The sequence below is a fragment of the Rhodococcus sp. BL-253-APC-6A1W genome (assembly GCF_012843405.1).
Taxonomy (GTDB): Bacteria; Actinomycetota; Actinomycetes; order Mycobacteriales; family Mycobacteriaceae; genus Rhodococcus.
Genome location: NZ_JABAFB010000002.1, coordinates 13,257 through 35,474, shown reverse-complemented (window position 1 = coordinate 35,474; position 22,218 = coordinate 13,257). Strand labels below are relative to the sequence as shown.

18 protein-coding genes are annotated in these 22,218 nt (G+C 68.4%); 13 read left to right on the top strand and 5 right to left on the bottom strand.

Features of this window, described 5'->3' with window-relative positions; translation table 11 throughout:
• Positions 1-24 precede the first annotated feature (24 nt).
• From HF877_RS02700 to HF877_RS02675, 6 genes are all read left to right on the top strand, one after another.
• Complete coding sequence (locus HF877_RS02700) at positions 25-1,260, top strand: cysteine desulfurase family protein (RefSeq protein ID WP_169619654.1); 1,236 nt, start codon at positions 25-27, stop codon at positions 1,258-1,260.
• The gene (gene mnmA / locus HF877_RS02695) at positions 1,257-2,351 is read left to right on the top strand and encodes a tRNA 2-thiouridine(34) synthase MnmA (RefSeq protein WP_169619653.1); all 1,095 of its coding nucleotides are present in this window, start codon (positions 1,257-1,259) and stop codon (positions 2,349-2,351) included. Before HF877_RS02700 ends, mnmA begins: the two co-directional genes overlap by 4 nt.
• Positions 2,348-3,376 carry a methionine synthase gene (locus HF877_RS02690; protein ID WP_346765046.1) on the top strand — a complete coding sequence of 343 codons (1,029 nt, stop codon included), beginning with the start codon at positions 2,348-2,350 and terminating at the stop codon, positions 3,374-3,376. The genes mnmA and HF877_RS02690 overlap by 4 nt, the downstream gene beginning before the upstream one ends.
• A gap of 90 nt (positions 3,377-3,466) precedes the next feature.
• Positions 3,467-5,554, top strand: coding sequence for an NAD-dependent DNA ligase LigA (gene ligA, locus HF877_RS02685; protein ID WP_169619652.1), 2,088 nt, complete (start codon positions 3,467-3,469; stop codon positions 5,552-5,554).
• A gap of 252 nt (positions 5,555-5,806) precedes the next feature.
• Positions 5,807-6,538, top strand: coding sequence for a hypothetical protein (locus HF877_RS02680; protein ID WP_240951953.1), 732 nt, complete (start codon positions 5,807-5,809; stop codon positions 6,536-6,538).
• Positions 6,539-6,540: 2 nt separating this feature from the next.
• Positions 6,541-8,526: a YhgE/Pip domain-containing protein gene (locus HF877_RS02675; protein WP_169619651.1), complete on the top strand. Its 1,986-nt coding sequence runs from the start codon at positions 6,541-6,543 to the stop codon at positions 8,524-8,526.
• A 60-nt stretch (positions 8,527-8,586) separates the two neighbouring features.
• On the opposite strand, the gene HF877_RS02670 is transcribed toward HF877_RS02675, so the two are convergent.
• Positions 8,587-9,237 (bottom strand): amino acid-binding protein, encoded by a 651-nt coding sequence (locus HF877_RS02670; protein WP_169619650.1) that lies wholly within the window; start codon positions 9,235-9,237, stop codon positions 8,587-8,589.
• A 312-nt stretch (positions 9,238-9,549) separates the two neighbouring features.
• Between HF877_RS02670 and gatC the strand changes: the two genes are divergently transcribed.
• Both gatC and gatA read left to right on the top strand, forming a co-directional pair.
• Positions 9,550-9,849: an Asp-tRNA(Asn)/Glu-tRNA(Gln) amidotransferase subunit GatC gene (gene gatC / locus HF877_RS02665; RefSeq protein ID WP_169619649.1), complete on the top strand. Its 300-nt coding sequence runs from the start codon at positions 9,550-9,552 to the stop codon at positions 9,847-9,849.
• Positions 9,846-11,321, top strand: a complete 1,476-nt coding sequence (gene gatA / locus HF877_RS02660) for an Asp-tRNA(Asn)/Glu-tRNA(Gln) amidotransferase subunit GatA (RefSeq protein WP_169619648.1) — start codon at positions 9,846-9,848, stop codon at positions 11,319-11,321. Before gatC ends, gatA begins: the two co-directional genes overlap by 4 nt.
• A gap of 74 nt (positions 11,322-11,395) precedes the next feature.
• Here the strand turns inward: gatA and HF877_RS02655 are convergent, their stop codons facing one another.
• Both HF877_RS02655 and HF877_RS21140 read right to left on the bottom strand, forming a co-directional pair.
• On the bottom strand, positions 11,396-12,781 hold the full coding sequence (locus HF877_RS02655; RefSeq protein WP_169619647.1) for an alpha/beta-hydrolase family protein: 1,386 nt from the start codon (positions 12,779-12,781) through the stop codon (positions 11,396-11,398).
• On the bottom strand, positions 12,778-13,458 hold the full coding sequence (locus tag HF877_RS21140) for a hypothetical protein (protein ID WP_206036534.1): 681 nt from the start codon (positions 13,456-13,458) through the stop codon (positions 12,778-12,780). Before HF877_RS21140 ends, HF877_RS02655 begins: the two co-directional genes overlap by 4 nt.
• A gap of 166 nt (positions 13,459-13,624) precedes the next feature.
• Here HF877_RS21140 and HF877_RS02645 point away from each other — a divergent pair, with 166 nt between their 5' ends.
• The 4 genes from HF877_RS02645 (at position 13,625) to gatB (ending at position 18,141) form a co-directional block, all read left to right on the top strand.
• The gene (locus HF877_RS02645) at positions 13,625-14,773 is read left to right on the top strand and encodes a histidine kinase (RefSeq protein WP_169619980.1); all 1,149 of its coding nucleotides are present in this window, start codon (positions 13,625-13,627) and stop codon (positions 14,771-14,773) included.
• Between the two features lie 11 nt (positions 14,774-14,784).
• The gene (locus HF877_RS02640) at positions 14,785-15,462 is read left to right on the top strand and encodes a response regulator transcription factor (protein WP_169619646.1); all 678 of its coding nucleotides are present in this window, start codon (positions 14,785-14,787) and stop codon (positions 15,460-15,462) included.
• Between the two features lie 68 nt (positions 15,463-15,530).
• Complete coding sequence (locus tag HF877_RS02635) at positions 15,531-16,562, top strand: 6-phosphofructokinase (protein ID WP_169619645.1); 1,032 nt, start codon at positions 15,531-15,533, stop codon at positions 16,560-16,562.
• Positions 16,563-16,629: 67 nt separating this feature from the next.
• On the top strand, positions 16,630-18,141 hold the full coding sequence (gene gatB / locus HF877_RS02630) for an Asp-tRNA(Asn)/Glu-tRNA(Gln) amidotransferase subunit GatB (RefSeq protein ID WP_169619644.1): 1,512 nt from the start codon (positions 16,630-16,632) through the stop codon (positions 18,139-18,141).
• 104 nt (positions 18,142-18,245) lie between these two features.
• On the opposite strand, the gene HF877_RS02625 is transcribed toward gatB, so the two are convergent.
• On the bottom strand, positions 18,246-19,394 hold the full coding sequence (locus HF877_RS02625; protein ID WP_169619643.1) for a PQQ-dependent sugar dehydrogenase: 1,149 nt from the start codon (positions 19,392-19,394) through the stop codon (positions 18,246-18,248).
• 78 nt (positions 19,395-19,472) lie between these two features.
• On the opposite strand from HF877_RS02625, the gene HF877_RS02620 reads away from it, so the two are divergent.
• Positions 19,473-20,222 (top strand): DoxX family protein, encoded by a 750-nt coding sequence (locus HF877_RS02620; RefSeq protein WP_296550417.1) that lies wholly within the window; start codon positions 19,473-19,475, stop codon positions 20,220-20,222.
• A gap of 69 nt (positions 20,223-20,291) precedes the next feature.
• Here the strand turns inward: HF877_RS02620 and ilvD are convergent, their stop codons facing one another.
• Positions 20,292-22,133: a dihydroxy-acid dehydratase gene (gene ilvD, locus HF877_RS02615; RefSeq protein ID WP_169619642.1), complete on the bottom strand. Its 1,842-nt coding sequence runs from the start codon at positions 22,131-22,133 to the stop codon at positions 20,292-20,294.
• Between the last annotated feature and the right edge of the window lie 85 nt (positions 22,134-22,218).

Below are 22,218 nucleotides of genomic sequence, written 5' to 3'. Positions count from 1 at the left end.
GCCACCCGCTATCCTGGATCGGTCATGACCTCGCCCGTCACCGGATCCTCCGGTACCCCGAAAACTGTCTACCTCGATCACGCCGCGACCACGCCGATGCTGACCGCGGCGATCGACGCGATGACCGGGGTGTTCGCAACCACCGGCAATGCCTCGTCCCTGCACGGTTCGGGACGCGCGGCACGCCGCAGGATAGAAGAAGCCCGCGAATCGATCGCCGCCGAACTCGGTGCGCGACCCTCCGAAGTGATCTTCGTCTCCGGCGGCACCGAAGGCGACAACCTCGCGGTCAAGGGCATCTACTGGGGCCGGCGCGCCCAGGACCCGCGGCGCCGCCGGATCATCGCGAGCGCCGTGGAACACCACGCCGTGCTCGACGCCGTCGAGTGGCTGGCCGACCACGAGGGTGCCGTGGTGACCTGGCTGCCGGTGGACGCGGTCGGGCGGGTCGAGCCGGCAGTTCTGCGCGAGGCGCTCGCCGCTCATCCGGACGAGGTCGCCCTCGTCACGATCATGTGGGCCAACAACGAAGTCGGCACCGTGATGCCGATCGCCGAACTCGCTGCCGTCGCGGCCGAGTTCGGTGTGCCGATGCACAGCGACGCGGTGCAAGCCGTCGCGCATCTGCCCGTCGATTTCGCGGCGAGCGGGCTGTCGGCGCTCACCCTCGCCGCTCACAAGTTCGGCGGCCCCCAGGGTGTCGGTGCGCTCCTGCTCGGACGCCAGGTGCCCTGCGTTCCGCTCGCGCACGGCGGAGGACACGAACGGGACATCCGGTCGGGGACCCAGGACACCGCGTCGATCGTCGGCATGGCCGCTGCGCTCCGGGAGGTCACCCGCGACCTTCCGGCCCGGACCGCCGAACTCGCCGTCCTGCGCGATCGTCTGGTCGACGGTGTCGAAGCGGTGATCCCCGATGTGATCCTCAACGGACCCCGCGGCGCGGGGCGGCTTCCCAACAATGCGCACATGACGTTCCCCGGCTGTGAGGGGGATTCGCTGCTGATGCTGCTCGATGCGGCCGGGATCGAATGCTCTACCGGGTCGGCGTGCACGGCAGGCGTGGCGCGGCCCAGCCACGTGCTGGTCGCGATGGGATCCGACCCCGCGACCGCCCGCGGGTCGTTGCGATTCTCGTTGGGGCACACCACGACCCGAGACGACATCGATGTACTGATCGACGCTCTGCCGCGCGTGGTGGAGCGGGCACGTGCCGCCGGTATGGCGAGCGCTGGTGGACGAGGAGGTGACCGGAGATGAGGATTCTTGCGGCTATGAGCGGCGGTGTGGACTCGGCGGTTGCCGCGGCCCGCGCTGTCGATGCCGGACACGACGTGGTGGGGGTGCATCTGGCGTTGTCGTCTGCTCCCGGCACCCTGCGCACCGGTTCGCGTGGTTGTTGTTCGAAAGAGGATGCCGGCGATGCCCGCCGCGCCGCCGATATGCTCGGAATCCCTTTCTACATATGGGATTTCGCCGACCGCTTCAAAGAAGACGTGATCGACGACTTCGTGGAGGCCTACGCGGCGGGTCAGACCCCCAATCCGTGCCTGCGGTGCAACGAGAAGATCAAGTTCTCCGCGCTGGCCGACCGCGCGGTGGCCCTGGGCTTCGACGCGGTCGCGACCGGCCACTACGCGCGCTTGCAGGACGGGGTGCTGCGGCGCGCGGTCGACGCCGACAAGGACCAGTCCTACGTATTGGCAGTGCTGACTGCGGAACAGTTGTCGCGGGCGATGTTCCCGATCGGGGACACACCCAAGGACCTGATCCGCGCCGAAGCCGCCGAGCGCGGTCTCGCGGTGGCGAACAAGCCGGACAGCCACGACATCTGCTTCATTCCCTCCGGTGACACCCGGGCCTTCCTCGGCGCGCGCATCGGGGTGCGGCCCGGTGCGGTCGTCGACGACGATTCGGGGGAGGTCCTCGCCGAGCACGAGGGCGTCCACGGCTTCACGATCGGTCAGCGCAAGGGACTCGGGATCTCCGGTCCGGGCGCCGACGGCGGTCCGCGGTACGTCACCGCGATCGAACCCGAGACGGGCACCGTCCGTGTCGGCAGCGCCGAACGCCTCAAGGTCGACTTCATCCATGCGGAGCGTGCGGTATGGACCTCGGGTAGCGCACCCGACGGCCCCGTCGAATGCGTCGTGCAGGTCCGCGCGCACGGCGGGATCGCCCCGGCGGTCGCCGAGGCGGCCGGTTCGGGCATCGAGATCTCTCTGCGGGAACCGCTCACGGGCGTCGCCGCCGGTCAGGCCGCGGTGCTGTACCGGCCGGACCCGGCCGGAGACATCGTTCTCGGCAGCGGCACGATCGCGGTCGCACGGCCCGTAGCCGAGGGCATGTGACGACCGGAGGGCCGGCTCGGGGGATCTGGTCCGGGATCGCCACCGGGGTGGGTTCGTGGCCGGGCACCGACGCGCGCGAAGCGGCGGCTGTGGTGGTCGGGGAACTCGCCGAGCTTCCGCATCTCGTGGAACTTCCGGACAGAGGTCTGGGTTCGGACACGATCGGGCGGGCGAGCGCGCTGCTCGTCGACCTCCATCTCGACGCATCGACCACCGGTTACCGATTGGTGTCCCGACGCGGCACGATCGCCGCGCGCGCCGAAGATCTGCTCCGGCAGGACCTCGACGCGCTCGAGGAAGCGTGGGAACGCGCCGGTGCGGGGCCGGATCGCACGGTCAAGGTGCAGTCGGCCGGTCCGCTGACGCTGGCTGCTCATCTGGAACTCGCCACGGGCCGTCGCGTCCTGCTCGACCGCGGGGCGGTGCGCGAACTGTCCGAGTCGCTGGCGGAGGGAATTGCGCGGCACGCCGCCGAACTGCACCGCAGACTCGGCGTGCAGGTCGTCGTGCAACTCGACGAACCCGCGCTTCCCGATGTCCTCGCCGGGACATTGGAGGGCAGAACGATCCTCGAGACGGTTCCGGCATGGCCCGAACCCGAGGCGCTCGACGTCCTGGATACGACGATCCGCGGCACCGGACTGTCCGTCGCGGTGCACTGCTGCGCCGGCAGCCTGCCTGCCGACCTGTTGCGCCGCAGCGCGGCAGAGGCCGTCGCGTTCGATCTCACGAGGGTGTCGCGGGCCGATCTGGACGGCATCGGTGAACTGTTCGATTCCGGTACCGCGCTCGTCCTCGGGCTGGTTCCGACCACCGCTCCCAACCCCGTGCCCAGCTGGCGGGAGCAGGCGGCACCTGCCGTGGAACTCTTCGACCGTCTCGGCTTCCCCCGTACCGCATTGCGGTCGGTGTCCGTGGCCCCGACGTGCGGGCTTGCCTCGGCGGACCCGCACTGGGCGCGGCAGGCACTGAAGTCGGCGCGCGACATCTCGGCAGCGCTCTCGGAGGACCCCGAGACGCTCTGACGGAAGGGGTCCGGCCGACACCGCCGGACCCGGTCCGGTGCGATCGGATCGCTGCGGAGTTGTCGGGGTACTCGACTAGTCTTGTGACCTGTGAGTGAACCGACGGACGCGCCTGCCACCGCTCCTCCCGAGGCGCGCGAGCGCTGGCAGGATCTTGCCGAGCAGGTACGGGAGCACCAGTTCCGCTACTACGTGCGCGACGCGCCGATCATCTCCGACGGTCAGTTCGACGCACTGCTCGGCGAACTCCAGGCGCTCGAGGAGCAGTACACGGAGCTGCGCACCCCGGACTCACCGACCCAGCTCGTCGGCGGAGGGTTCGCCACCGATTTCACCGCTGTCAGCCACCTCGAGCCGATGCTCAGCCTCGACAACGTTTTCGACGAGGACGAGCTGCGGGCATGGCTCGCGCGCGCGGAGACCGAGACCGGGACACACCCGGATTACCTGTGCGAGGTGAAGATCGACGGTGTGGCGCTGAGCCTGGTGTACGAGAACGGCCGACTCGTGCGCGCCGCGACCCGCGGCGACGGCCGTACCGGTGAAGACGTCACGCTCAACGCGCGCACGATCGACGAGGTGCCCGAAAAGCTCACCGCCACCGAGGAATACCCGATCCCGACGCTGCTCGAGGTACGGGGCGAGGTGTTCTTCCGTCTCGAAGACTTCCAGAACCTCAACGCCGGTCTCGTCGCCGCCGGAAAACCGCCGTTCGCGAATCCGCGGAACTCGGCGGCAGGGTCGCTGCGACAGAAGAATCCCGCGGTCACCGCGCAGCGCCGGCTGCGCATGTACTGCCACGGGTACGGCCGCATCGAGGGGTTCTCGCCGCGATCGCAGTCGCAGGCGTACGACGCGTTCGCCGCGTGGGGTCTGCCGGTCTCGCCGCACACCCTCCGCGTCCGGGGAGCGGACGCCGTCGTCGAGCGCATGCGGTACTGGGGCGAACACCGTCACGACATCGAGCACGAACTCGACGGCCTGGTCGTGAAGATCGACGACATGGGCCTGCACCGCCGGCTCGGTGCCACCTCGCGTGCCCCGCGCTGGGCGATCGCCTACAAGTACCCGCCCGAGGAAGTGACCACCAGACTGCTCGACATCCGGGTGAGTGTCGGACGCACCGGCCGGGTCACGCCGTTCGCGTACATGGAACCGGTCACCGTCGCCGGATCCACCGTCTCGCTCGCGACGCTGCACAACGCGTCCGAAGTGGTGCGTAAGGGCGTGCTCATCGGCGACACCGTGGTGATCCGGAAAGCCGGCGACGTCATCCCCGAGGTCCTCGGACCCGTCGTCGACCTGCGCGACGGCACGGAACGTGAATTCGTGATGCCGAACGTATGCCCCGAGTGCGGGACCCCACTCGCGCCCGCGAAGGAAGCCGACGTCGACCTGCGTTGCCCGAATTCGCGGAACTGCCCGGCACAGTTGCGCGAACGGGTCTTCCACGTCGCCGGACGCGGTGCGTTCGACATCGAGGCACTGGGATACGAGGCGGCGACGGCCCTGCTCGAAGCGAACGTGATCTCCGACGAGGGCGATCTGTTCTCGCTGACCGAGGACGACCTCCGGAAGGCGCCGTTCTTTCTCACGTCGAAAGGCGCGCTGTCGAAGAACAGCGAGCGTTTGCTGCAGAACCTGGACAATGCGAAAGAACAGCCGCTGTGGCGCGTCCTGGTCGCGCTGTCGATCCGGCACGTCGGTCCCACGGCGGCACGCGCTCTCGCGACGGAGTTCGGCAGCCTGGACCGGATCCGGGCGGCGTCCCTCGAGGAACTCGCCGCCGTCGAAGGCGTGGGTCCCACGATCGCCGCCGCCGTGGTCGAGTGGTTCACGGTGGACTGGCACGCCGCCATCGTCGACAAGTGGGCCGCTGCCGGGGTGCGTATGGAGGACGAACGCGACGAGTCGATCGCACGCACACTCGAGGGTCTGTCCATCGTGGTCACCGGCACGCTCGCGGGGTTCTCGCGCGATCAGGCGAAGGAAGCCATTCTGGCGCGAGGCGGCAAGGCCGCCGGTTCGGTATCGAAGAAGACCGCGTTCGTGGTGGTGGGCGACAACCCCGGCACCAAGGCCGACAAGGCGACCGATCTCGGCGTGCCCGTGATAGACGAGGACGCGTTCAGAATCCTGCTCGACCAGGGCCCCGACGCCGTGCGCGAGGTGGGGTAACGCCCCCGACGGGCATCCACCCGGCGGCGCGCCCGCGTTCGCCTCGTCGGTGCCGGGTGCTCGCTCCTATCTCCTGACACATCTCGGAAAGCGCCTCTCGGTCGCCGTGAACAACGGCATGATCGGAAGAACGTGCTGTTAACGTGTCCTTCGGTGGTCGTCCTGTTGCGAGTCGGATCGGTCCGCGCGACGGGCTCCGAGGCGAAGGCGTTGATGTTCCGACGCCGGAGACGTGGGGTGGAGATGGTCGAAATGTCTGTGACGGACCCCAGGGCGTCGTGGGCGCCGGTTCCGGGAACGCTCGTTTCGGCACGGAGCATCGAACTGGACGGGCCGTGGGGACACGTGTTCGGTCCGCTCGACCTCGATATCGACGAGGGCGGAGTCTCCGTGCTGGCGGCACCGGCCGGGGCGGCACGCACCGCGTTGATGATGGCGTTGTGCGGACGGATGCGCCTGACCGGCGGTTCGCTCACCGTCCTCGGATACGAGGACCAGCCGAGAAAGGTGTTCGCTCATTCCGCGATCGCGTGCATGAACGAACTCGACGAGGTGCCGCCCTCGGTCACCGTGCGCGATCTCGTCACCGAACAGAAGCGGTGGGATTCGCCCTGGTACCGGCTCGTGCCACGGGTCGACGAACGCGGAGTCGCGGACATGTGCGAGGAGGTGTTCGGCGACGTCGAACTCCCGCACCTGCGGGCTTTCATCGACGACCTGCCGGAACTTCAGCAGATGCTGTTGCGTATCGCGGTCGCGAACACCCGGCGCCCGCCGCTGCTGGTGGTCGGGCGGCTCGACCGGATCGCCGACGACGCCGAGCGCGCGGTTCTTCTCGAGAGGCTGATCGCACTGGGCGAGACGCAATCGGTGATCACCGCCGACGTGAATCCGATTCCTCCCGGGGCCGCGGTGCGGACCCTGGTGGACTTGCACGATCTTCTGGGGCCGGGCGACATCGGCGTCATGACCGAGACGGGGTAGCGATGCTGGCTGCGTTTTCGCTGGGGAGCGACATCACACGGTACTTTCGCGGCACGATGCCGCGTGTCGCGCTCGTCACCATCATTCTGATGCCGTTGCTCTACGGCGCGATGTACCTGTGGGCGTTCTGGAATCCGTTCGGTGCGGTCGACAAGATCCCCGCGGCGATCGTCAACAACGACACCGGACGTTCCTCGACCGGCCAACAGGTCGATGCCGGCGATCAAGTCGTCAAATCGCTGCTCGACTCGGGAAAGCTGGATCTGATCGAGGTGCCGGAGAGCGAGGCGACTGCCGGTCTCGCGAGCGGTAAGTACTACTACACCGTGACCATCCCCGAGAACTTCACGGAGGCAGTGGAATCCCCCAGCGGGGACAATCCGGAGAAGGCGAACCTGGTGTTCACCTTCAACGACGCCAACAACTATCTCGCCACGATCATCGCGCAGGACGCCTCCGAACAGGTGCTCAACCAGATCAACGCCACCATCGGCGCGGAGGGCGTCGGACAGATACTCACCGGGCTCGAAAGCGCGGGTTCGGGGCTGAAGAAGGCAGCGGACGGCGCCGGCACACTCGCGAACGGGATCGACACGGCCAAGAGCGGAGCAGACCAGCTCACCTCGGGGTCGCGCGAACTCGCCGACAACCTCGTCACCGCCCGTGACGGATCGGCCCGGCTGGCCACCGGCGCGAACGAACTCGCCACCGCCGTGGACGGCGTCGCCGATCCGCTGCTGGGCTTCCTCAACAGCGGCGCACCGACCGATATTGCCGACCGGGTGACGCAACTGAGGCAATCGCTCATCGCACTGGAAAGCCGGGTGCCCCAGCCGGTGGAGGCCGCGGCGGGGTCGGCGCTGCAAACGGTCGTCGACGTGCTGGGGCAGAGCAACGATCCGCTTGCCCAGCAGGCCCTTGCCGTGCTGGGCCCGCTCGCAGCGCAGCAGGTGCAGACAGACGCAGAGGCGTTGCGCGCGGAGATCGTGCGCTTGCAGGGCGAAGCCCAGGCCGTCGAGTACGAACTGCTCGACCCGAACAGTCCCCTCCAGAGCGGGCTGGCGTTGCTGCAGAGCGGCGATCTGGCGTCGGATGTGGAGCAGTTGCGCAACGGGGTGGACGAATTGAGTTCGGGCGCGGGGACGCTGAATTCCGGGCTGATCGAGCTGACGGACGGGAGTTTCCGGCTCGCCGACGGTGCCGGACAGTTGTCGTCGGGAATGGAGCAGTTGCAGTCGGGCTCGGACGAACTGGCCCAGCAGCTGTCACAGGGCGCTGGCGAGGTGCCGAGCTGGACGGATCAGCAGCGCACCGCGACTGCCGACACCCTGGCCTCGCCGGTGGCGTTGAAGCAGGACTACAACAACCTCGCGTCGACGTTCGGCACCGGGTTCGCTCCCTTCTTCCTCTCATTGGCACTGTTCGTCGGCGGCATCATCACGTGGATGCTCTTGACACCGTTGCAATCCCGTCCGACGGTCGGTGGAGTCGGGCTGTACCGCACCGTCTTCGCGTCGTACTGGCCGGCGCTGCTCGTCGGTATCCTGCAGGCGCTGGTCATGTACGCGGTGGTGCATTTCGGCGTGGGTCTCGACGTCAAGCACCTCGCCGGGACGATCTTGTTCCTGATGCTCATCGCGGCGACCTATCTCGCCATGATCCAAGCGTTCAATGCGGTCTTCGGGACGGCGGTCGGGCGGGTCGTCACCCTCGCATTCCTGATGCTGCAACTGGTCTCGGCAGGCGGCATCTATCCGGTACCCACGACTGCGAAACCGTTCCAGTACATCCATCCCTTCGACCCGATGACCTACACCGTCGAGGGGTTGCGGCAGCTCACGGTCGCCGAACAGGTCGACTCGCGCCTGTGGGTGGCCGTGGCAGTCCTGGTCGGGCTCCTGCTGGTGTCCCTCACCGCAAGCGCCCTGGCGGTGAGGCGAAACCGGCGGTACACCATGCAGCGGCTCTATCCGCCGGTGGAGGTCTGACACTTCGGGCTGTGGGCGCAGGGCCCGGCAACGGAGGGGTCTGGGTAACGCCGGCGAAGGCTAGGCGAGAACGGTACCGATGATGCCCGCGAGATAGCCGATCCGCGCGATCTCCGACGGGCGGAACTCCGGTCCACCGGGCCGGCCCAGCACGAGCACTCGGTCGGGCGCTCCCAGCGGCGCGGCGGCCAGCATCGTGTTCATGTCGCGCCACAGGCCGGGAACCCAGTCCGCTTCGTGGTCGAGCAGCGTCGATTTCGCCAGTGGCATCCACGGAACGTCGGCAAGGTGTGTCTCGGGGGCTCCGGCGCTGCCGGCGATGCGGTAGATGCCGTGTGTACCGATTCCGAGCACCGTCGCCCATCCGACCCGCAGCACACGCGGGGCACCGTCGACGAGAACCTGGAGCCGGTCGTCCCGGGCCGCGGCGACGTGATCGATCAACTCGAGTTCCCGGTGGGTGTCCAGAATGCCCGCGTACGGCCGGATGGAATCGACCGTCACACCGTCGAGCGACTCCGCGGCGGTCAGGAGGGTGTCGGGCAGTTTGCCCGGATCGACATCGACCACGAGATCGTCGATCGCGTAGTCCGTGCCGCGTTCCACGACATCGAGCGAGAGGATGTCCGCTCCGACAGAACCGAGAGCCAAGGCGAGCGCGCCGAGGCTACCGGGACGATCGGGTAGCCGGACACGCAAGAGATATGACACGTACGTCCCTTCCCAGAGGATGCCGGCGCCCCGTACGCCGGCCCGGGATCGCAGTGCACCCCGGTGGGGCACATCTTTCCACCCGCCGCACGCCGATTGTGACCGCCCATCACCGGTTTCGGCGATCCTCACCCGAAAATGCCCGGTCGCGGCCATCCGATTCACAAGAACGCAACAATTCCTTTGTACGAACGAAACAGCGCGACGGCGAACGGGGCGCACGGGGGGTGATCGAACCGACTGCACGACCGTATCGGGCACGCACTACCCTGGACAGGAAGTTCAATTCCCATCGGAAAGGGGCCACCTACGGTGCCTGACATCTCCCGTGACGAGGTCGCGCACCTCGCCCGGTTGTCCCGGCTCGCGCTGACCGACGCCGAACTCGACGAGTTCTCCGGCCAGCTTGATTCGATCCTCAACCATGTCAAGGCGGTGTCGGAGGTGGCCGCGGACGATGTCGCGCCGATGGCGAACCCGAACGCCGTCACCAACGTGACACGGCCGGACGAGGTGATTCCCGGACTGTCGCCCGAGCAGGCGCTGTCGGGTGCACCCCTCGTCGAGGAAGGACGGTTCTCCGTCCCGCAGATCTTGGGGGAGGGCGAATGAGCACCGATTTGACACGGCTCGACGCCGCGACGCTCGCCTCGCGGATCCACGCCGGTGACCTGTCGTCCGTCGAGGTGACCCAGGCGCACCTGGACCGCATCGGAGCGGTCGACGGCGGCTACAACGCGTTTCTGCACGTGGCCGGAGAGCAGGCGCTCGACGCTGCGCGTGAGGTCGACCGCGCCGTGGCCGCAGGCGAGACGCCGGCGTCCTCGCTCGCGGGCGTGCCGATCGCGCTGAAGGACGTGTTCACGACCACCGACATGCCGACGACGTGCGGGTCGAAGATCCTTGAGGGCTGGGTGTCGCCGTACGACGCGACGCTGACCACCAAGCTGCGGCAGGCGGGCGTCCCGATCCTCGGCAAGACGAACATGGACGAGTTCGCCATGGGCTCGTCGACCGAGAACTCCGCGTACGGCCCCACCCGCAACCCGTGGGACACCGATCGCATCCCGGGCGGATCGGGCGGCGGCTCCGCGGCCGCGCTCGCGTCCTACCAGGCGCCCCTCGCGATCGGCACGGACACAGGTGGATCCATCCGCCAGCCCGCCGCGGTGACGGCAACGGTCGGCACCAAGCCCACGTACGGCACCGTGTCCCGGTACGGACTGGTGGCGTGCGCATCGTCGCTCGACCAGGGTGGGCCGTGTGGCCGCACAGTCCTCGATACCGCCTTGCTGCACGAGGTGATCGCCGGTTACGACCCGCGCGACTCCACCTCCGTGAACGCCCCGGTGCGCCCGGTGGTGGACGCTGCCCGTCAGGGTGCATCCGGCGACCTGACCGGTCTGCGGGTGGGTGTGGTCAAGGAACTCCATTCCGACAGCTACAACCCCGGCGTGATCGCCTCGTTCGACGCGGCAGTCGAGACTCTGACCAAGCTCGGCGCCGAGGTGGTCGAGGTCTCGTGCCCGCACTTCGAGTACGCGCTCGCGTCCTACTACCTCATCCTCCCGTCCGAGGTGTCGTCCAACCTCGCTCGCTTCGACGCGATGCGTTACGGCATGCGGGTCGACGACGGCACGATGAGCGCCGATCAGGTGATGGCGGCCACCCGCGCCGCGGGCTTCGGCAAAGAAGTCAAGCGCCGCATCATGATCGGTACCTACGCTCTCTCGTCCGGCTACTACGAGGCCTACTACGGCCAGGCCCTGAAGGTGCGTCGTCTCATCGCGCAGGACTTCGACAAGGCGTACGAGCAGGTCGACGTGCTGGTCTCCCCGACGAGCCCGTTCACTCCGTGGAAGCTGGGCGAGAAGGTCGACGATCCGCTCGCGATGTACCTGTCCGATCTGTGCACGCTGCCGACGAACCTCGCCGGTCACTGCGCGATGTCGGTGCCGTCGGGCTTGTCCGCGGACGACGGGCTTCCGGTCGGCCTGCAGATCATGGCTCCGGCGATGGCAGACGAGCGCCTCTACCGCGTGGGTGCGGCATACGAGGCTGCCCGGGGCCCGATCGTGGCCTGAGCGTCCCCGTGTCGCCGTCGACGACCCGCAGGCTCCCTCCCGGAGCCTGCGGGTCGTTCCGTGTCGCCGCTCGATCACGGAGTGCACTGCGCCTGATCCTGTCCGTACCGGTGACCGTGGCCGGGCGCAGCGTCGAGGGAGGTGAGCAGGTCCACGGTCGTCTGCGCGAAGGTGATCACCGGTAACCACGGCGGGACGGGGGCATCCACCCGCGCATGGGACAGGTCCGGAGGCGACCAGAGCAGCGAAGGCTGCCACCACACCACCGGATCCGAACTGTTCGCCAGGACGGTTCCTCCCGGAGGGCTCATCCCGGCGGGTGGACCCGACAGCACCGTGTCGCACGACCCCGGTTCGGCATCGGGGAACGCCGCGGCGGCACCGGACGCGCCGAGACTCTGCCCGTACACGTGCACCTCGGGGCGGTGGGACGCCGGCATGCCGTCGACGTGGGCGCGCACGGCAGAGGTCAGTGTGCGGGCCGATTCGGCGGCTGCGTCACGATCGGTGAGGAAGGTCATCCAACTCGGGGCGTCCGAGTACTGCTGAGCGACGATCGCGACATCGGTTCCCCAGCGTGCTTCGAAGCCTTCGACGGCGTGCGCGTCCACCCACCCCGACCCCGTGGGTACCGCGAGCACGAGATGCGCGCGGTCGAATCCGCCGGCCCGTTCCAGTTCCCGGACGGCCAGTGCCGCACGCTCCGGGACGTCCGGGGCGGACTCCAGACCCACGTAGGTGCGGACAGCGGATCCGGCGGAGGCGAGGGACACGAAACGCTGCCCCTCACGTCCGAGAGTGTCCCATCCGACGAGGGAATCCTTCGATCCCGCGAGCCCCGCGGCGGACGGAAGAGGCGACAGGGAAGTGGGGTCCGGGGCGCCGGGGGCAGGGGAGAGCAGTGCCGATCCGGCAGCGAACCATGTTGCAAGACAAGCTGTACCGATCGTCACCGCAATTCGTCGTCCTCGCCGGTTCCGCAGGATCGTGCGTACCGCCCGTGCCGAGAAGACGAGGAGCGCGGCGACGATCGATGCCGTGACGAACACGTCGAGCCAATAACGCGGCCCGATCTGTGCCTGTCCCATCGCCTCTCGCAGCGCGTTCTGCCAGTGGTGTGCGCCGGTCCCGGCGATCACGACGGACGCGGCGGCAACGGACGCGGCGAGGTACCGCACCTCGGTCTCGCCGGATACGCGTGCCGGGCGCGGGGCGCGCATTCGCGCGATACCCGCCCGGACCGCCAGTGCCAGCACGACCACCAGTCCGGACACCAGCCCTTGCGTCGACGACGTGCGGGGAAGCAGCGACGGCGCGAGTGAAAACCAGAGTGCGACAGCGATTGTGACACTGGTACCGATCGTCGGTCCCGACGATGCCAGGACGGACCGGACGCGCCCGGCGGTGCCCGGGTGCAACGGCGGGGACCCGGCAGTGTGGTCGCGAGCGAGGATGCTCATCGGCGGGCCGCCCTTCGCACTGCCCACGCGCCCAAGACGACCGGGAGTGCGCCGAGACCTGCCACCATCAGGAACGACGCGGGGGATTCGGAGATCGGGATGCGGTAGCCCTGGCGCCAGGAGTTGAGACGCACGAAGGTCGTGGCGAGATGGGCCGCGGGCATACAGGACGGATCGCTCTGGGCTGCATCGGATTCGCACGTGGCACGCAGGTGACGTGCGAGCATCGCATCCAGCTCGCGGCGTGCGTCGGGACCCAGTTCCTGTCCGCTGTCCCGGGCGAAACGCAACATGTCGTACCCGAGATCGTGGACACGGCACGCGGCGTCGAACGAGCTGGGGAGCGGGACCGGAGACGAGCAGTCCCCGTCGGGGTCCGCGAGGACCTCTGTGGATGTGAACCCGGGCTCGGTCACCGGCGAGTAACCCATCGTGGCGGCGAAGTCCGCAGGAAACGCCGCCATCGCAGCGGCGGTGTCGTCGGTCGCGAGAGCGTGGACGGCCGCAGCGGTGGCCGTGATATCCACGGGGGCGGTGGCCGCGAGCGCGTGCGGCGCTCCGGCCGATGGGGATGGGATACCGGTGGCCGCGGAGGGCGTCGCGCTTACGCACAGCGCCGCCCCTGCGCCCACAATGAGGGCGGCCGCACCCCGGCGGACCAGCAATCGCAATGTCATGGCGGCGACGCTAGGAACGGAACACACCCGCACGGATCACGCGACGGAGCGGTCCGGAGCGAGCGGCCCGTACCGGAGGGTCGCCCGGATCTCACTCTCAGGTATGAGGACAGGCGAGGGGCGCAAAACCTAGCGTGAACGTGTGAAGAAGCGGGAATCGTCGGGAATGCGGTCCACGGGGCGGTTCGTCCGCCGGCACTGGGCATCGATGTGCGTCGTCGCGGTGACGCTCATTCTGTACGCCGTCGCCTGGCCCACCCTGCGCCTGACCCACGAGGTGTCGCCCCAGGTGATGCCGCTGCTGTCCGCGGCGGCGGTGTTCCCGATGTTGCTCGTCTGGGTCCGGCCGCTTCTCGGCTGGGCCCTCACCGCGGCGACGGCGCTCGTCGTCCCGGTCGTCGTCGACCGCGTCGACGGGTTCGACTATCCGTGGCAGGTCGTGCACATCATCGTGATGCTTGTGCTGGTCGCAGCGGTGAGCGTCCGTGAAGACATCCGCGTCGTCCTCGCGGTGTGGCTTGCGACGGTACTGCTCTTCTTCGGATTCGTGCCGGGCAACGACGGCTGGGGCTGGGCCATCGGGATCACCGCCGTCGTCGTGTTCGGATTACTCGTGCGCTGGCTCGTGATCTCCCGTCGGCAACTCGCACACGAGGAGGAGGTCAGCGAACTCGAGCGTGCACGGCGCGCGATCCTCGAAGAGAAGGCGCACATCGCGCGCGACCTGCACGACATCGTCGCCCACCACATGTCGATGATCGTCGTGCAGGCGCAGAGCGCACCGTATCGGCTCCCTACGATGCCAGACGAGGTGCGCGCGGAATTCGACACGATCGGCGCCGCCGCTCGCGAAGCGCTCAACGATGTGCGCGGCCTCCTCGGCGTGCTCCGCAGCGACGGACAACTGCCGGAGAGCGCGCCGCAACCCGGCCTGGACCGGATTGCCGATCTGTTCGAGGCCTCACGGCGTGCCGGGATCCGGCTCGATGCCCGGACGACGGGGGTGCCGGTGGGCGTGACCGACGCCGTGGCGCTGACGATGTATCGCATCCTGCAGGAATCTCTCACCAACAGCGCACGGCACGCGCCCGGCGCGGAAGTAGCGACCTGCCTCGAGTGGGGAAAAGGGACCGTGACGATCTCGGTGACCAACGGCCCCGGAGAACCGGGTGATTCGGCATCGGACCACGGCGGCGGCACCGGCATCCGCGGGATGGCCGAACGCGCTGCGGCCGTCGGGGGAAACCTTGTCGCACACCCGCGACCCGACGGGGGATTCGAGGTGCGGGCACTGCTTCCGACGCTCGCGGCCTAGGCTGGCGGCCGATGATCGAGTTCGAGAGACCCGTCACCGTATTCATCGCCGACGACCAGGCAATGGTGCGACAAGGCTTCGGCGCGTTGCTTGCCGCGCAGCCGGACATCAGTGTTCTCGGCGACGCGCCCGACGGGCGGGCCGCCGTCACCGAGGTAGCGCGGCTGCGACCGGATGTCGTCCTCATGGATGTGCGGATGCCCGAGATGAACGGACTCGACGCGGCCCGGCTCATCCTGTCCGACACGCGCGAACCCCGTTCACGCGTGCTGATGCTGACCACGTTCGATCTCGACGACTACGTGTACGAGGCGCTCGGGATGGGGGCGAGCGGGTTCCTGCTCAAGGACGCACCGGCCGACGAGTTGGTCCGTGCCGTGCGGGTCGTGGCGAAGGGGGAGGCACTGCTCGCGCCGACCGTCACGCGCCGGCTGATCGCCGACGTCACCCGGCGTCGCCCCTCACGGCGTCGGCGTGACGACACACTCGGCGTCCTGACCCCTCGCGAACTCGAAGTCCTCGAACTGATCGCGCACGGATTGTCGAACACCGAGATCGCCGAGCGTCTGTTCGTCGCCGAGCAGACCGTCAAAACCCACGTCGGCAAGGTTCTGGGCAAGCTTCACCTGCGCGACCGTGCGCAGGCGGTGGTGATCGCCTACGAATCGGGGCTGGTGACTCCGGGTTAGGGCTGCCCTGCCGCGGCGTAACGGGCAGGATGGCAGGGCGGAACGAAGTCCATTCGACGGAGGTATGCATGACGACGATCGGGATTCTTACGAGCGGCGGGGACTGCCCGGGCCTCAACGCTGTCATCCGCGGCGCGGTCCTGAAAGGCACGGAAGTCCACGGCCAGGAGTTCGTCGGTTTCCTCGACGGTTGGCGGGGACTCGTCGAAGGCGACGCGATTCCGTTGGATCGCAGCAGAGTTCGTGGTCTGGCCCAGCAGGGCGGCACCATTCTGGGTACCAGCCGGTTCGGCCCCTATCAGGGCCCGCAGGGCGGTGCGCAGAACATTCAGGCCACTCTCGACCGGCTCGGGGTGGACGCAGTCGTCGCCATCGGGGGTGAGGGCACGGCGGCGGCGTCGAAACGCCTGTTCGAGGACGGGATCAAGATCGTCGGTGTTCCCAAGACGATCGACAACGACCTCAGCCACACCGACTACACCTTCGGGTTCGATACCGCCGTGGAGATTGCCACCGTGGCGATCGACCGGCTGCGTACGACCGGCAATTCCCACAAACGGTGCATGGTCCTCGAGGTGATGGGCCGGCATGCAGGATGGATTGCCCTGCATTCGGGTACCGCCGGTGGCGCCCACGCCATCCTGATCCCGGAACACCCCGAGAGCCTCGAGCAGATCTGCGAATGGGTGCTCAGCGTCCGCAACCGCGGACGTGCGCCGATGGTGGTCGTCGCGGAGGGATTCAAGTTCCCGGATATGGACGAGGCGTATTCGACCAAGGGACTCGACGGGTTCGATCGCCCCCGGCTCGGCGGTATCGGCGAGGTGCTCGCGCCCCTGATCGAGGAGCGCACCGGCATCGAAACCCGCGCCACCGTGCTCGGACACATCCAGCGCGGTGGTGTTCCGACCGCGTTCGACCGGGTGCTCGCAACCCGCCTCGGTATGGCGGTGACCGATCTCGTCGCCGACGAGGAATGGGGACACATGGTCGCGCTGCACGGCACCGAGATCGCCCGGGTCGGGTTCGACGAATCGCTTGCCGACCCCAAGTTCGTGCCCGAGTCGCGCTATCAGGAAATGCGCGTTCTCTTCGGCTGAGGCCGCGTGGGGTGGCCGGGTACGAGCCCGCGCCGCCCCGTTCGGGGGGCGGTCTAAAATCAGGTGCATGACTGCCTCTGTGTCTGCCGACCTGCTTGCCTACGACGACGTGCTCGCGAAGTTCGAGCCCGTGATGGGCATGGAGGTGCACGTCGAATTGCACACCGCCACCAAGATGTTCTGCGGGTGCCCGACGGGGTTCGGCGCCGAGCCCAATACCCAGGTGTGCCCCGTGTGCCTCGGTCTCCCGGGCGCACTGCCGGTGGTGAACCAGGCGGCGGTCGAGTCGGCGATCCGGATCGGTCTGGCCCTGAACTGCTCGATCACCCCGTGGGGCCGGTTCGCGCGCAAGAACTACTTCTACCCGGATCAGCCGAAGAACTACCAGATCTCGCAGTACGACGAGCCCATCGCCACCGACGGCTACCTCGACGTGGTGCTCGACGACGGCAGCACCTGGCGCGTGGACATCGAACGCGCGCACATGGAGGAGGACACCGGCAAGTCGTTGCACGTGGGCGGCGCCACCGGCCGGATCCACGGTGCGAGCCACTCGCTGCTCGACTACAACCGTGCGGGAGTGCCCCTCGTCGAGATCGTCACCAAGCCGATCGTCGGTGCCGGAGAACGCGCGCCCGAGGTGGCACGCGCCTACGTGACCGCCCTGCGCGACCTGCTCCGCGCGCTCGACGTGTCGGATGTGCGCATGGACCAGGGATCGATGCGGTGCGACGCGAACATCTCGCTCATGCCGATCGGCGCGAAGGAGTTCGGTACCCGTACCGAGACGAAGAACGTCAACTCGCTCAAGTCGGTCGAGGTGGCCGTGCGCTACGAGATGCGCCGTCAAGCCGCAGTGCTCCTCTCCGGCGGTGAGGTGATCCAGGAAACCCGGCACTTCCAGGAGGCCGACGGCACCACATCCCCGGGTCGCCGCAAGGAAACCGCGGAGGACTACCGGTACTTCCCGGAGCCGGACCTCGAACCGGTCGCACCCGACGCCGCGTGGGTCGAAGAACTGCGCGGCACGCTCCCGGAGCTGCCGTGGTTGCGTCGGGCCCGCATCCAAGCCGAATGGGGTGTCTCGGACGAGGTGATGCGCGACCTGGTCAACGCCGGCGCCCTCGATCTGGTCATCGCCACCACCGAGGCGGGTGCGCCCGCCGACGCGGCGCGATCCTGGTGGGTGTCGTACCTGACGCAGCAGGCCAACACGCGCGGAGTCGAACTGGCCGATCTTCCGATCAGTCCGAAGCAGGTCGCGCAGGTCATTGCGCTCATCGACAGCGGCAAGCTCAACAACAAGGTCGCCCGCCAGGTCGTCGATCACGTGCTCGCGGGTGAAGGCGATCCCGAGCAGATCCTCGAGGCGCATCCCGAACTCGTCGTGGTGCGTGACGACAGCAAGCTGCAGGCTGCCGTCGACGAGGCGCTCGCCGCGAACCCGGATATCGCCGAGAAGATCCGCTCCGGCAAGGTCCAGGCCGCGGGCAAGATCGTCGGCGACGTCATGAAGGCGACACGCGGACAGGCCGACCCCGCCCGCGTCAAGGAACTCGTTATCGCTGCCTGTAGCTGACGTCCTGCTGAACACCACCGCGGCCGAGCCCGTTCCGGGCCGGCCGCGGTGGTGTCTGCACGAACGTTTCCCGGACCGCAGTCTCTGCCCGGGCGGGCCGGACCTCAGTCGAAGCCGCCGCCGCCCGCGGGGAACTGGATGCGCACGACGCGGTCGTCGTTCGGTCCGGGTTCACCGCCGGACTTGTTGACCGTCGAGATCCAGAGCAGACCGTCCGGGGACGACGCCGCCCCGCGAAGCAGGCCGTAGCGATCCTGAACGGTGAGGACCGGCGCGGCGGTGACCGCACCCGATCCCGGATCGATCGCCACCACGGCGACCGCTTTCCCGCCGGTCAGCGCTACCGCGATACCGTCCGGCGACGCGGCGCATCCCGCCACGCCGGGCCGCTCGGGCCAAGTCCATGCCGGGCCCGCACCGACGGAGCCGTCCGCGCCGATGCGCTGGAGACGATCTTCGAGTTCGGTCCGGTCCGTCACCCACAGATTGCCGCCCGGGTCGCGGCACACGTCACCGGCCGTGCCGATGCCCGAGAGCACCACGGTGGGCACCGGTGCGGTGCCCGGCGCCGGAAGCGGAAACTCGAGCAGTTTCCCGGCCAGAGAAGCGGGATCGGTTGCCGCGGAGCCGTTTCCCGCATTTCCGGTGAGGACGACCATCTCCGTGGGGGACGTGAATTCGATGGCGCCACCGTTTCCCGTCGCGCCGCGGGGTATGCCGGTCAGCACATCCTTCGGGGTGTCGCCGGCCGCGACCCGCACGACCCGGTTGTCGGTGGGGGTGGTGATGTAGGCGTAGAGCAACCGGTCTTCGTCGAAGGTGGGGGACAGCGCCACATCGAGCAGGCCGCCGTCACCCGAAGCGTCGACGGGGACGGTGGCGATTTCCACGGGCTCGGTGTCGGGCGCGACCTGGAGGATTCGTCCGGTCCGTCGTTCCGTCACGAGTGCGGCACCACCGCCGGGCAGGGTCACCAGCCCGCCGGTCGTGTCGAGACAGGTCGCGACCACTGCCGGATCGGGATCTTCACACGGCCCCGGGGGCACGGCGGAGGCGTTCGGCGTCGTCGTGGTCGTCGTGGGGTCCTGCGGCCCGAAACCGGGACCGGAATCGAAGGTCGGTTCGGGGGTGAACGGTGTCGATGCCGCATCGTCGAACCTCGCGCAGGACGACAGCGCGAGAACCCCGACGGCCAGTGCCACCGCCGCCGTCCGAACACCGCGCGAACCTGTCGACTGCCTGCCCCACGTCATAGCGCAAACGTTACCGGCACGCCGCGTGTCGCCTCCGGATGCCGGGTGCTCGGGCGCCCGGAGTCCTACCCTGGTGGCGTGACCGACAAGGAAACCGGCCGATCGCCGGAAACAGGATCGAGTCCTTTCGACGAGCCGACACTCCAGATGCGGCGCACTCGTGCCTCCCGGCTGGAGTCCGAGGACGACCTCGACCTCGACGGATCGTCGTTCGGTAGCGGTGCCCACGCGGCGCCCACCGAGCAGATGTACCGGCCCGGCACCGCCGGTGGCTACGTGGCGGATCCCGCGTCCACGACCGTCGAGCAGCATCCGGTCAAGGTTCGACGCGGCACCCTCGATCTCGGGTTGCTGATTCTGCGACTCGCGGTCGGTGGAACCCTGATCGCCCACGGCCTGCAGAAACTGGTCGGGTTGTGGGGCGGGCCCGGACTCGACGGTTTCGAGGAACTGCTGCGCGAGGCCGGATATCAGCAGCCCCGGGTGCTTGCGATCGTCGGCGCGGTCGGCGAGACGGCGGCCGGTGCGCTGCTCGTGCTCGGTCTGCTGACACCTCTTGCCGCGGCGGCGGTGGTCGCGATCATGATCAACGCCGTGTTGTTCAAGCACGACCTCGAGCCGGGCGTGCAGTACTTCGCGTCCGACCGCTCCGGCTTCGAGTACGAGGTTCTCCTCGCCGCAGCGGCGGTGGCGCTCACGCTCACCGGTCCCGGCAGGATCGCGGCCGACGGCCCGCGCAAGTGGGCGACACGTCCCTTCCTCGGATCGTTCGTCGCGTTGCTGCTCGGCGTCGCGGCGGGTGTCTGTCTGTGGCTGTTCGGCCGCTGAGACCACGGAAAACGGCGGGGGCCGCACACATGTGTGCGGCCCCCGCCGTCGTCTCGTTCGTGCCCGTGATCAGGGCACGTAGCGAACCGCGCCCTTGTCGGCGGAGGTGGCCAGCGCGGCATACGCGCGCAGCGCGGTGGTGACTGTGCGCTGACGATCGACCGGCTGCCAGGGCTTCTCCGACGCCTCCATCTTGGCGCGACGGGTGGCGAGTTCCTCGTCGGACACCAGCACCTCGAGCGTGCGGGTCGCGACGTCGATGCGGATCTGGTCACCGGTCTCGACCAGACCGATCGTGCCGCCGGCGGCCGCTTCGGGGGAGATGTGCCCGATCGACAGCCCCGACGTGCCACCGGAGAACCGGCCGTCGGTGATCAGTGCACACACCTTGCCCAGGCCGGCGCCCTTGAGGAAGGCGGTGGGATGCAGCATCTCCTGCATTCCGGGTCCGCCCTTGGGGCCTTCGTAGCGGACGACCATCACGTCGCCGGGCTTGATCCGCTTCTGCAGGATCGCCGAGACCGCTTCCTCCTGGGATTCGACCACGAGCGCAGGCCCCTGGAAGGAGAACAGGTCCTCCTCGATACCCGCGGTCTTGAGGATCGCGCCGTCGAGGGCGACGTTGCCGCGCAGCACGACGAGTCCGCCTTCGACGGTGTACGCATGTTCGACGTCGCGGATGCATCCGCCGGCCGCGTCGGTGTCGAGCGAGGACCACCTGTTGTCGGTGGAGAAGGGCTCGGTGGTGCGCACACCGCCCGGGGCGGCGTGGAACAACTCGAGTGCTTCGTCGGATGCTTTTCCGGAGCGGATGTCCCAGGTGTCGAGCCACTCGTCGAAGCTCTTGGTGTGCACCGTCGACACATCGGTTTCCAGCAGTCCGCCGCGTCGCAATTCGCCGAGCAGTGCGGGGATGCCACCGGCCCGGTGCACGTCCTCCATGTGGTAGTCGGAGTTCGGGGAGACCTTCGACAGGCACGGCACCTTGCGGCTGATGGCGTCGATCGTCTCGAGGTCGAAGTCGACCTCGCCTTCCTGGGCGGCGGCAAGCGTGTGCAGCACCGTGTTGGTCGACCCGCCCATCGCGACGTCGAGCGCCATCGCGTTACGGAAGGCGGCGGGAGTGGCGATGTTTCGCGGCAGCACGGACTCGTCGCCGTCGCGGTAGTAGCGCAGCGCCGCCTCGACGACGGTGGTTCCGGCCCGCTCGAACAGTGCGCGTCGTGCGGAGTGCGTCGCCAGGGTCGAGCCGTTGCCCGGGAGGGCAAGGCCCAGTGCTTCGGTGAGGCAGTTCATCGAGTTGGCGGTGAACATGCCCGAGCACGATCCGCAGGTCGGGCACGCGCTGCGCTCGACCTCGTCGAGACCTTCCTCGCTCACCGAGTCGTTGGCCGACGCGGAGATCGCGGTGATGAGGTCGGTGGGTGCCTGTGCGACGCCCCCGACGACGACCGCCTTGCCTGCTTCCATCGGCCCACCGGAGACGAACACGGTCGGGATGTTCAGGCGCATCGCGGCATTGAGCATGCCCGGCGTGATCTTGTCGCAGTTCGAGATGCACACCAGCGCGTCGGCGGTATGTGCGTTGACCATGTATTCCACGGAGTCCGCGATGATTTCGCGGCTCGGCAGCGAGTACAGCATTCCGCCGTGGCCCATCGCGATACCGTCGTCGACCGCGATGGTGTGGAACTCGCGTGCCACGCCGCCGGCTGCCTTGACGGCCTTGGCGACGATCTCGCCGACATCCTTGAGGTGGACGTGGCCGGGAACGAATTGCGTGTACGAGTTCGCGATGGCGACGATCGGCTTGCCGAAGTCGGAATCGGTCAATCCGGTGGCGCGCCACAGTGAGCGCGCGCCGGCTGCATTACGTCCGACGGTGGTGGTGCGTGACCTCAACGGGGGCATGGCTGACTTCCTTGACGGGTTGTGCGCAAGCGGCGGACCGCATCCGGTCGCCGTGGCTGGGGCCTGTTCCGGGTGGCGGCACAGT

What these genes read in the sequence shown, in the direction of transcription:
- HF877_RS21140 (WP_206036534.1), bottom strand. Translation starts at nt 13,458, where the DNA reads ATGACATTGCGATTGCTGGTCCGCCGGGGTGCGGCCGCCCTCATTGTG.
- ilvD (WP_169619642.1), bottom strand. Translation starts at nt 22,133, where the DNA reads ATGCCCCCGTTGAGGTCACGCACCACCACCGTCGGACGTAATGCAGCC.
- HF877_RS02700 (WP_169619654.1), top strand. Translation starts at nt 25, where the DNA reads ATGACCTCGCCCGTCACCGGATCCTCCGGTACCCCGAAAACTGTCTAC.
- HF877_RS02655 (WP_169619647.1), bottom strand. Translation starts at nt 12,781, where the DNA reads ATGAGCATCCTCGCTCGCGACCACACTGCCGGGTCCCCGCCGTTGCAC.
- HF877_RS02675 (WP_169619651.1), top strand. Translation starts at nt 6,541, where the DNA reads ATGCTGGCTGCGTTTTCGCTGGGGAGCGACATCACACGGTACTTTCGC.
- gatB (WP_169619644.1), top strand. Translation starts at nt 16,630, where the DNA reads ATGACTGCCTCTGTGTCTGCCGACCTGCTTGCCTACGACGACGTGCTC.
- HF877_RS02645 (WP_169619980.1), top strand. Translation starts at nt 13,625, where the DNA reads ATGCGGTCCACGGGGCGGTTCGTCCGCCGGCACTGGGCATCGATGTGC.
- mnmA (WP_169619653.1), top strand. Translation starts at nt 1,257, where the DNA reads ATGAGGATTCTTGCGGCTATGAGCGGCGGTGTGGACTCGGCGGTTGCC.
- HF877_RS02640 (WP_169619646.1), top strand. Translation starts at nt 14,785, where the DNA reads ATGATCGAGTTCGAGAGACCCGTCACCGTATTCATCGCCGACGACCAG.
- HF877_RS02625 (WP_169619643.1), bottom strand. Translation starts at nt 19,394, where the DNA reads ATGACGTGGGGCAGGCAGTCGACAGGTTCGCGCGGTGTTCGGACGGCG.
- HF877_RS02635 (WP_169619645.1), top strand. Translation starts at nt 15,531, where the DNA reads ATGACGACGATCGGGATTCTTACGAGCGGCGGGGACTGCCCGGGCCTC.
- HF877_RS02680 (WP_240951953.1), top strand. Translation starts at nt 5,807, where the DNA reads ATGTCTGTGACGGACCCCAGGGCGTCGTGGGCGCCGGTTCCGGGAACG.
- gatA (WP_169619648.1), top strand. Translation starts at nt 9,846, where the DNA reads ATGAGCACCGATTTGACACGGCTCGACGCCGCGACGCTCGCCTCGCGG.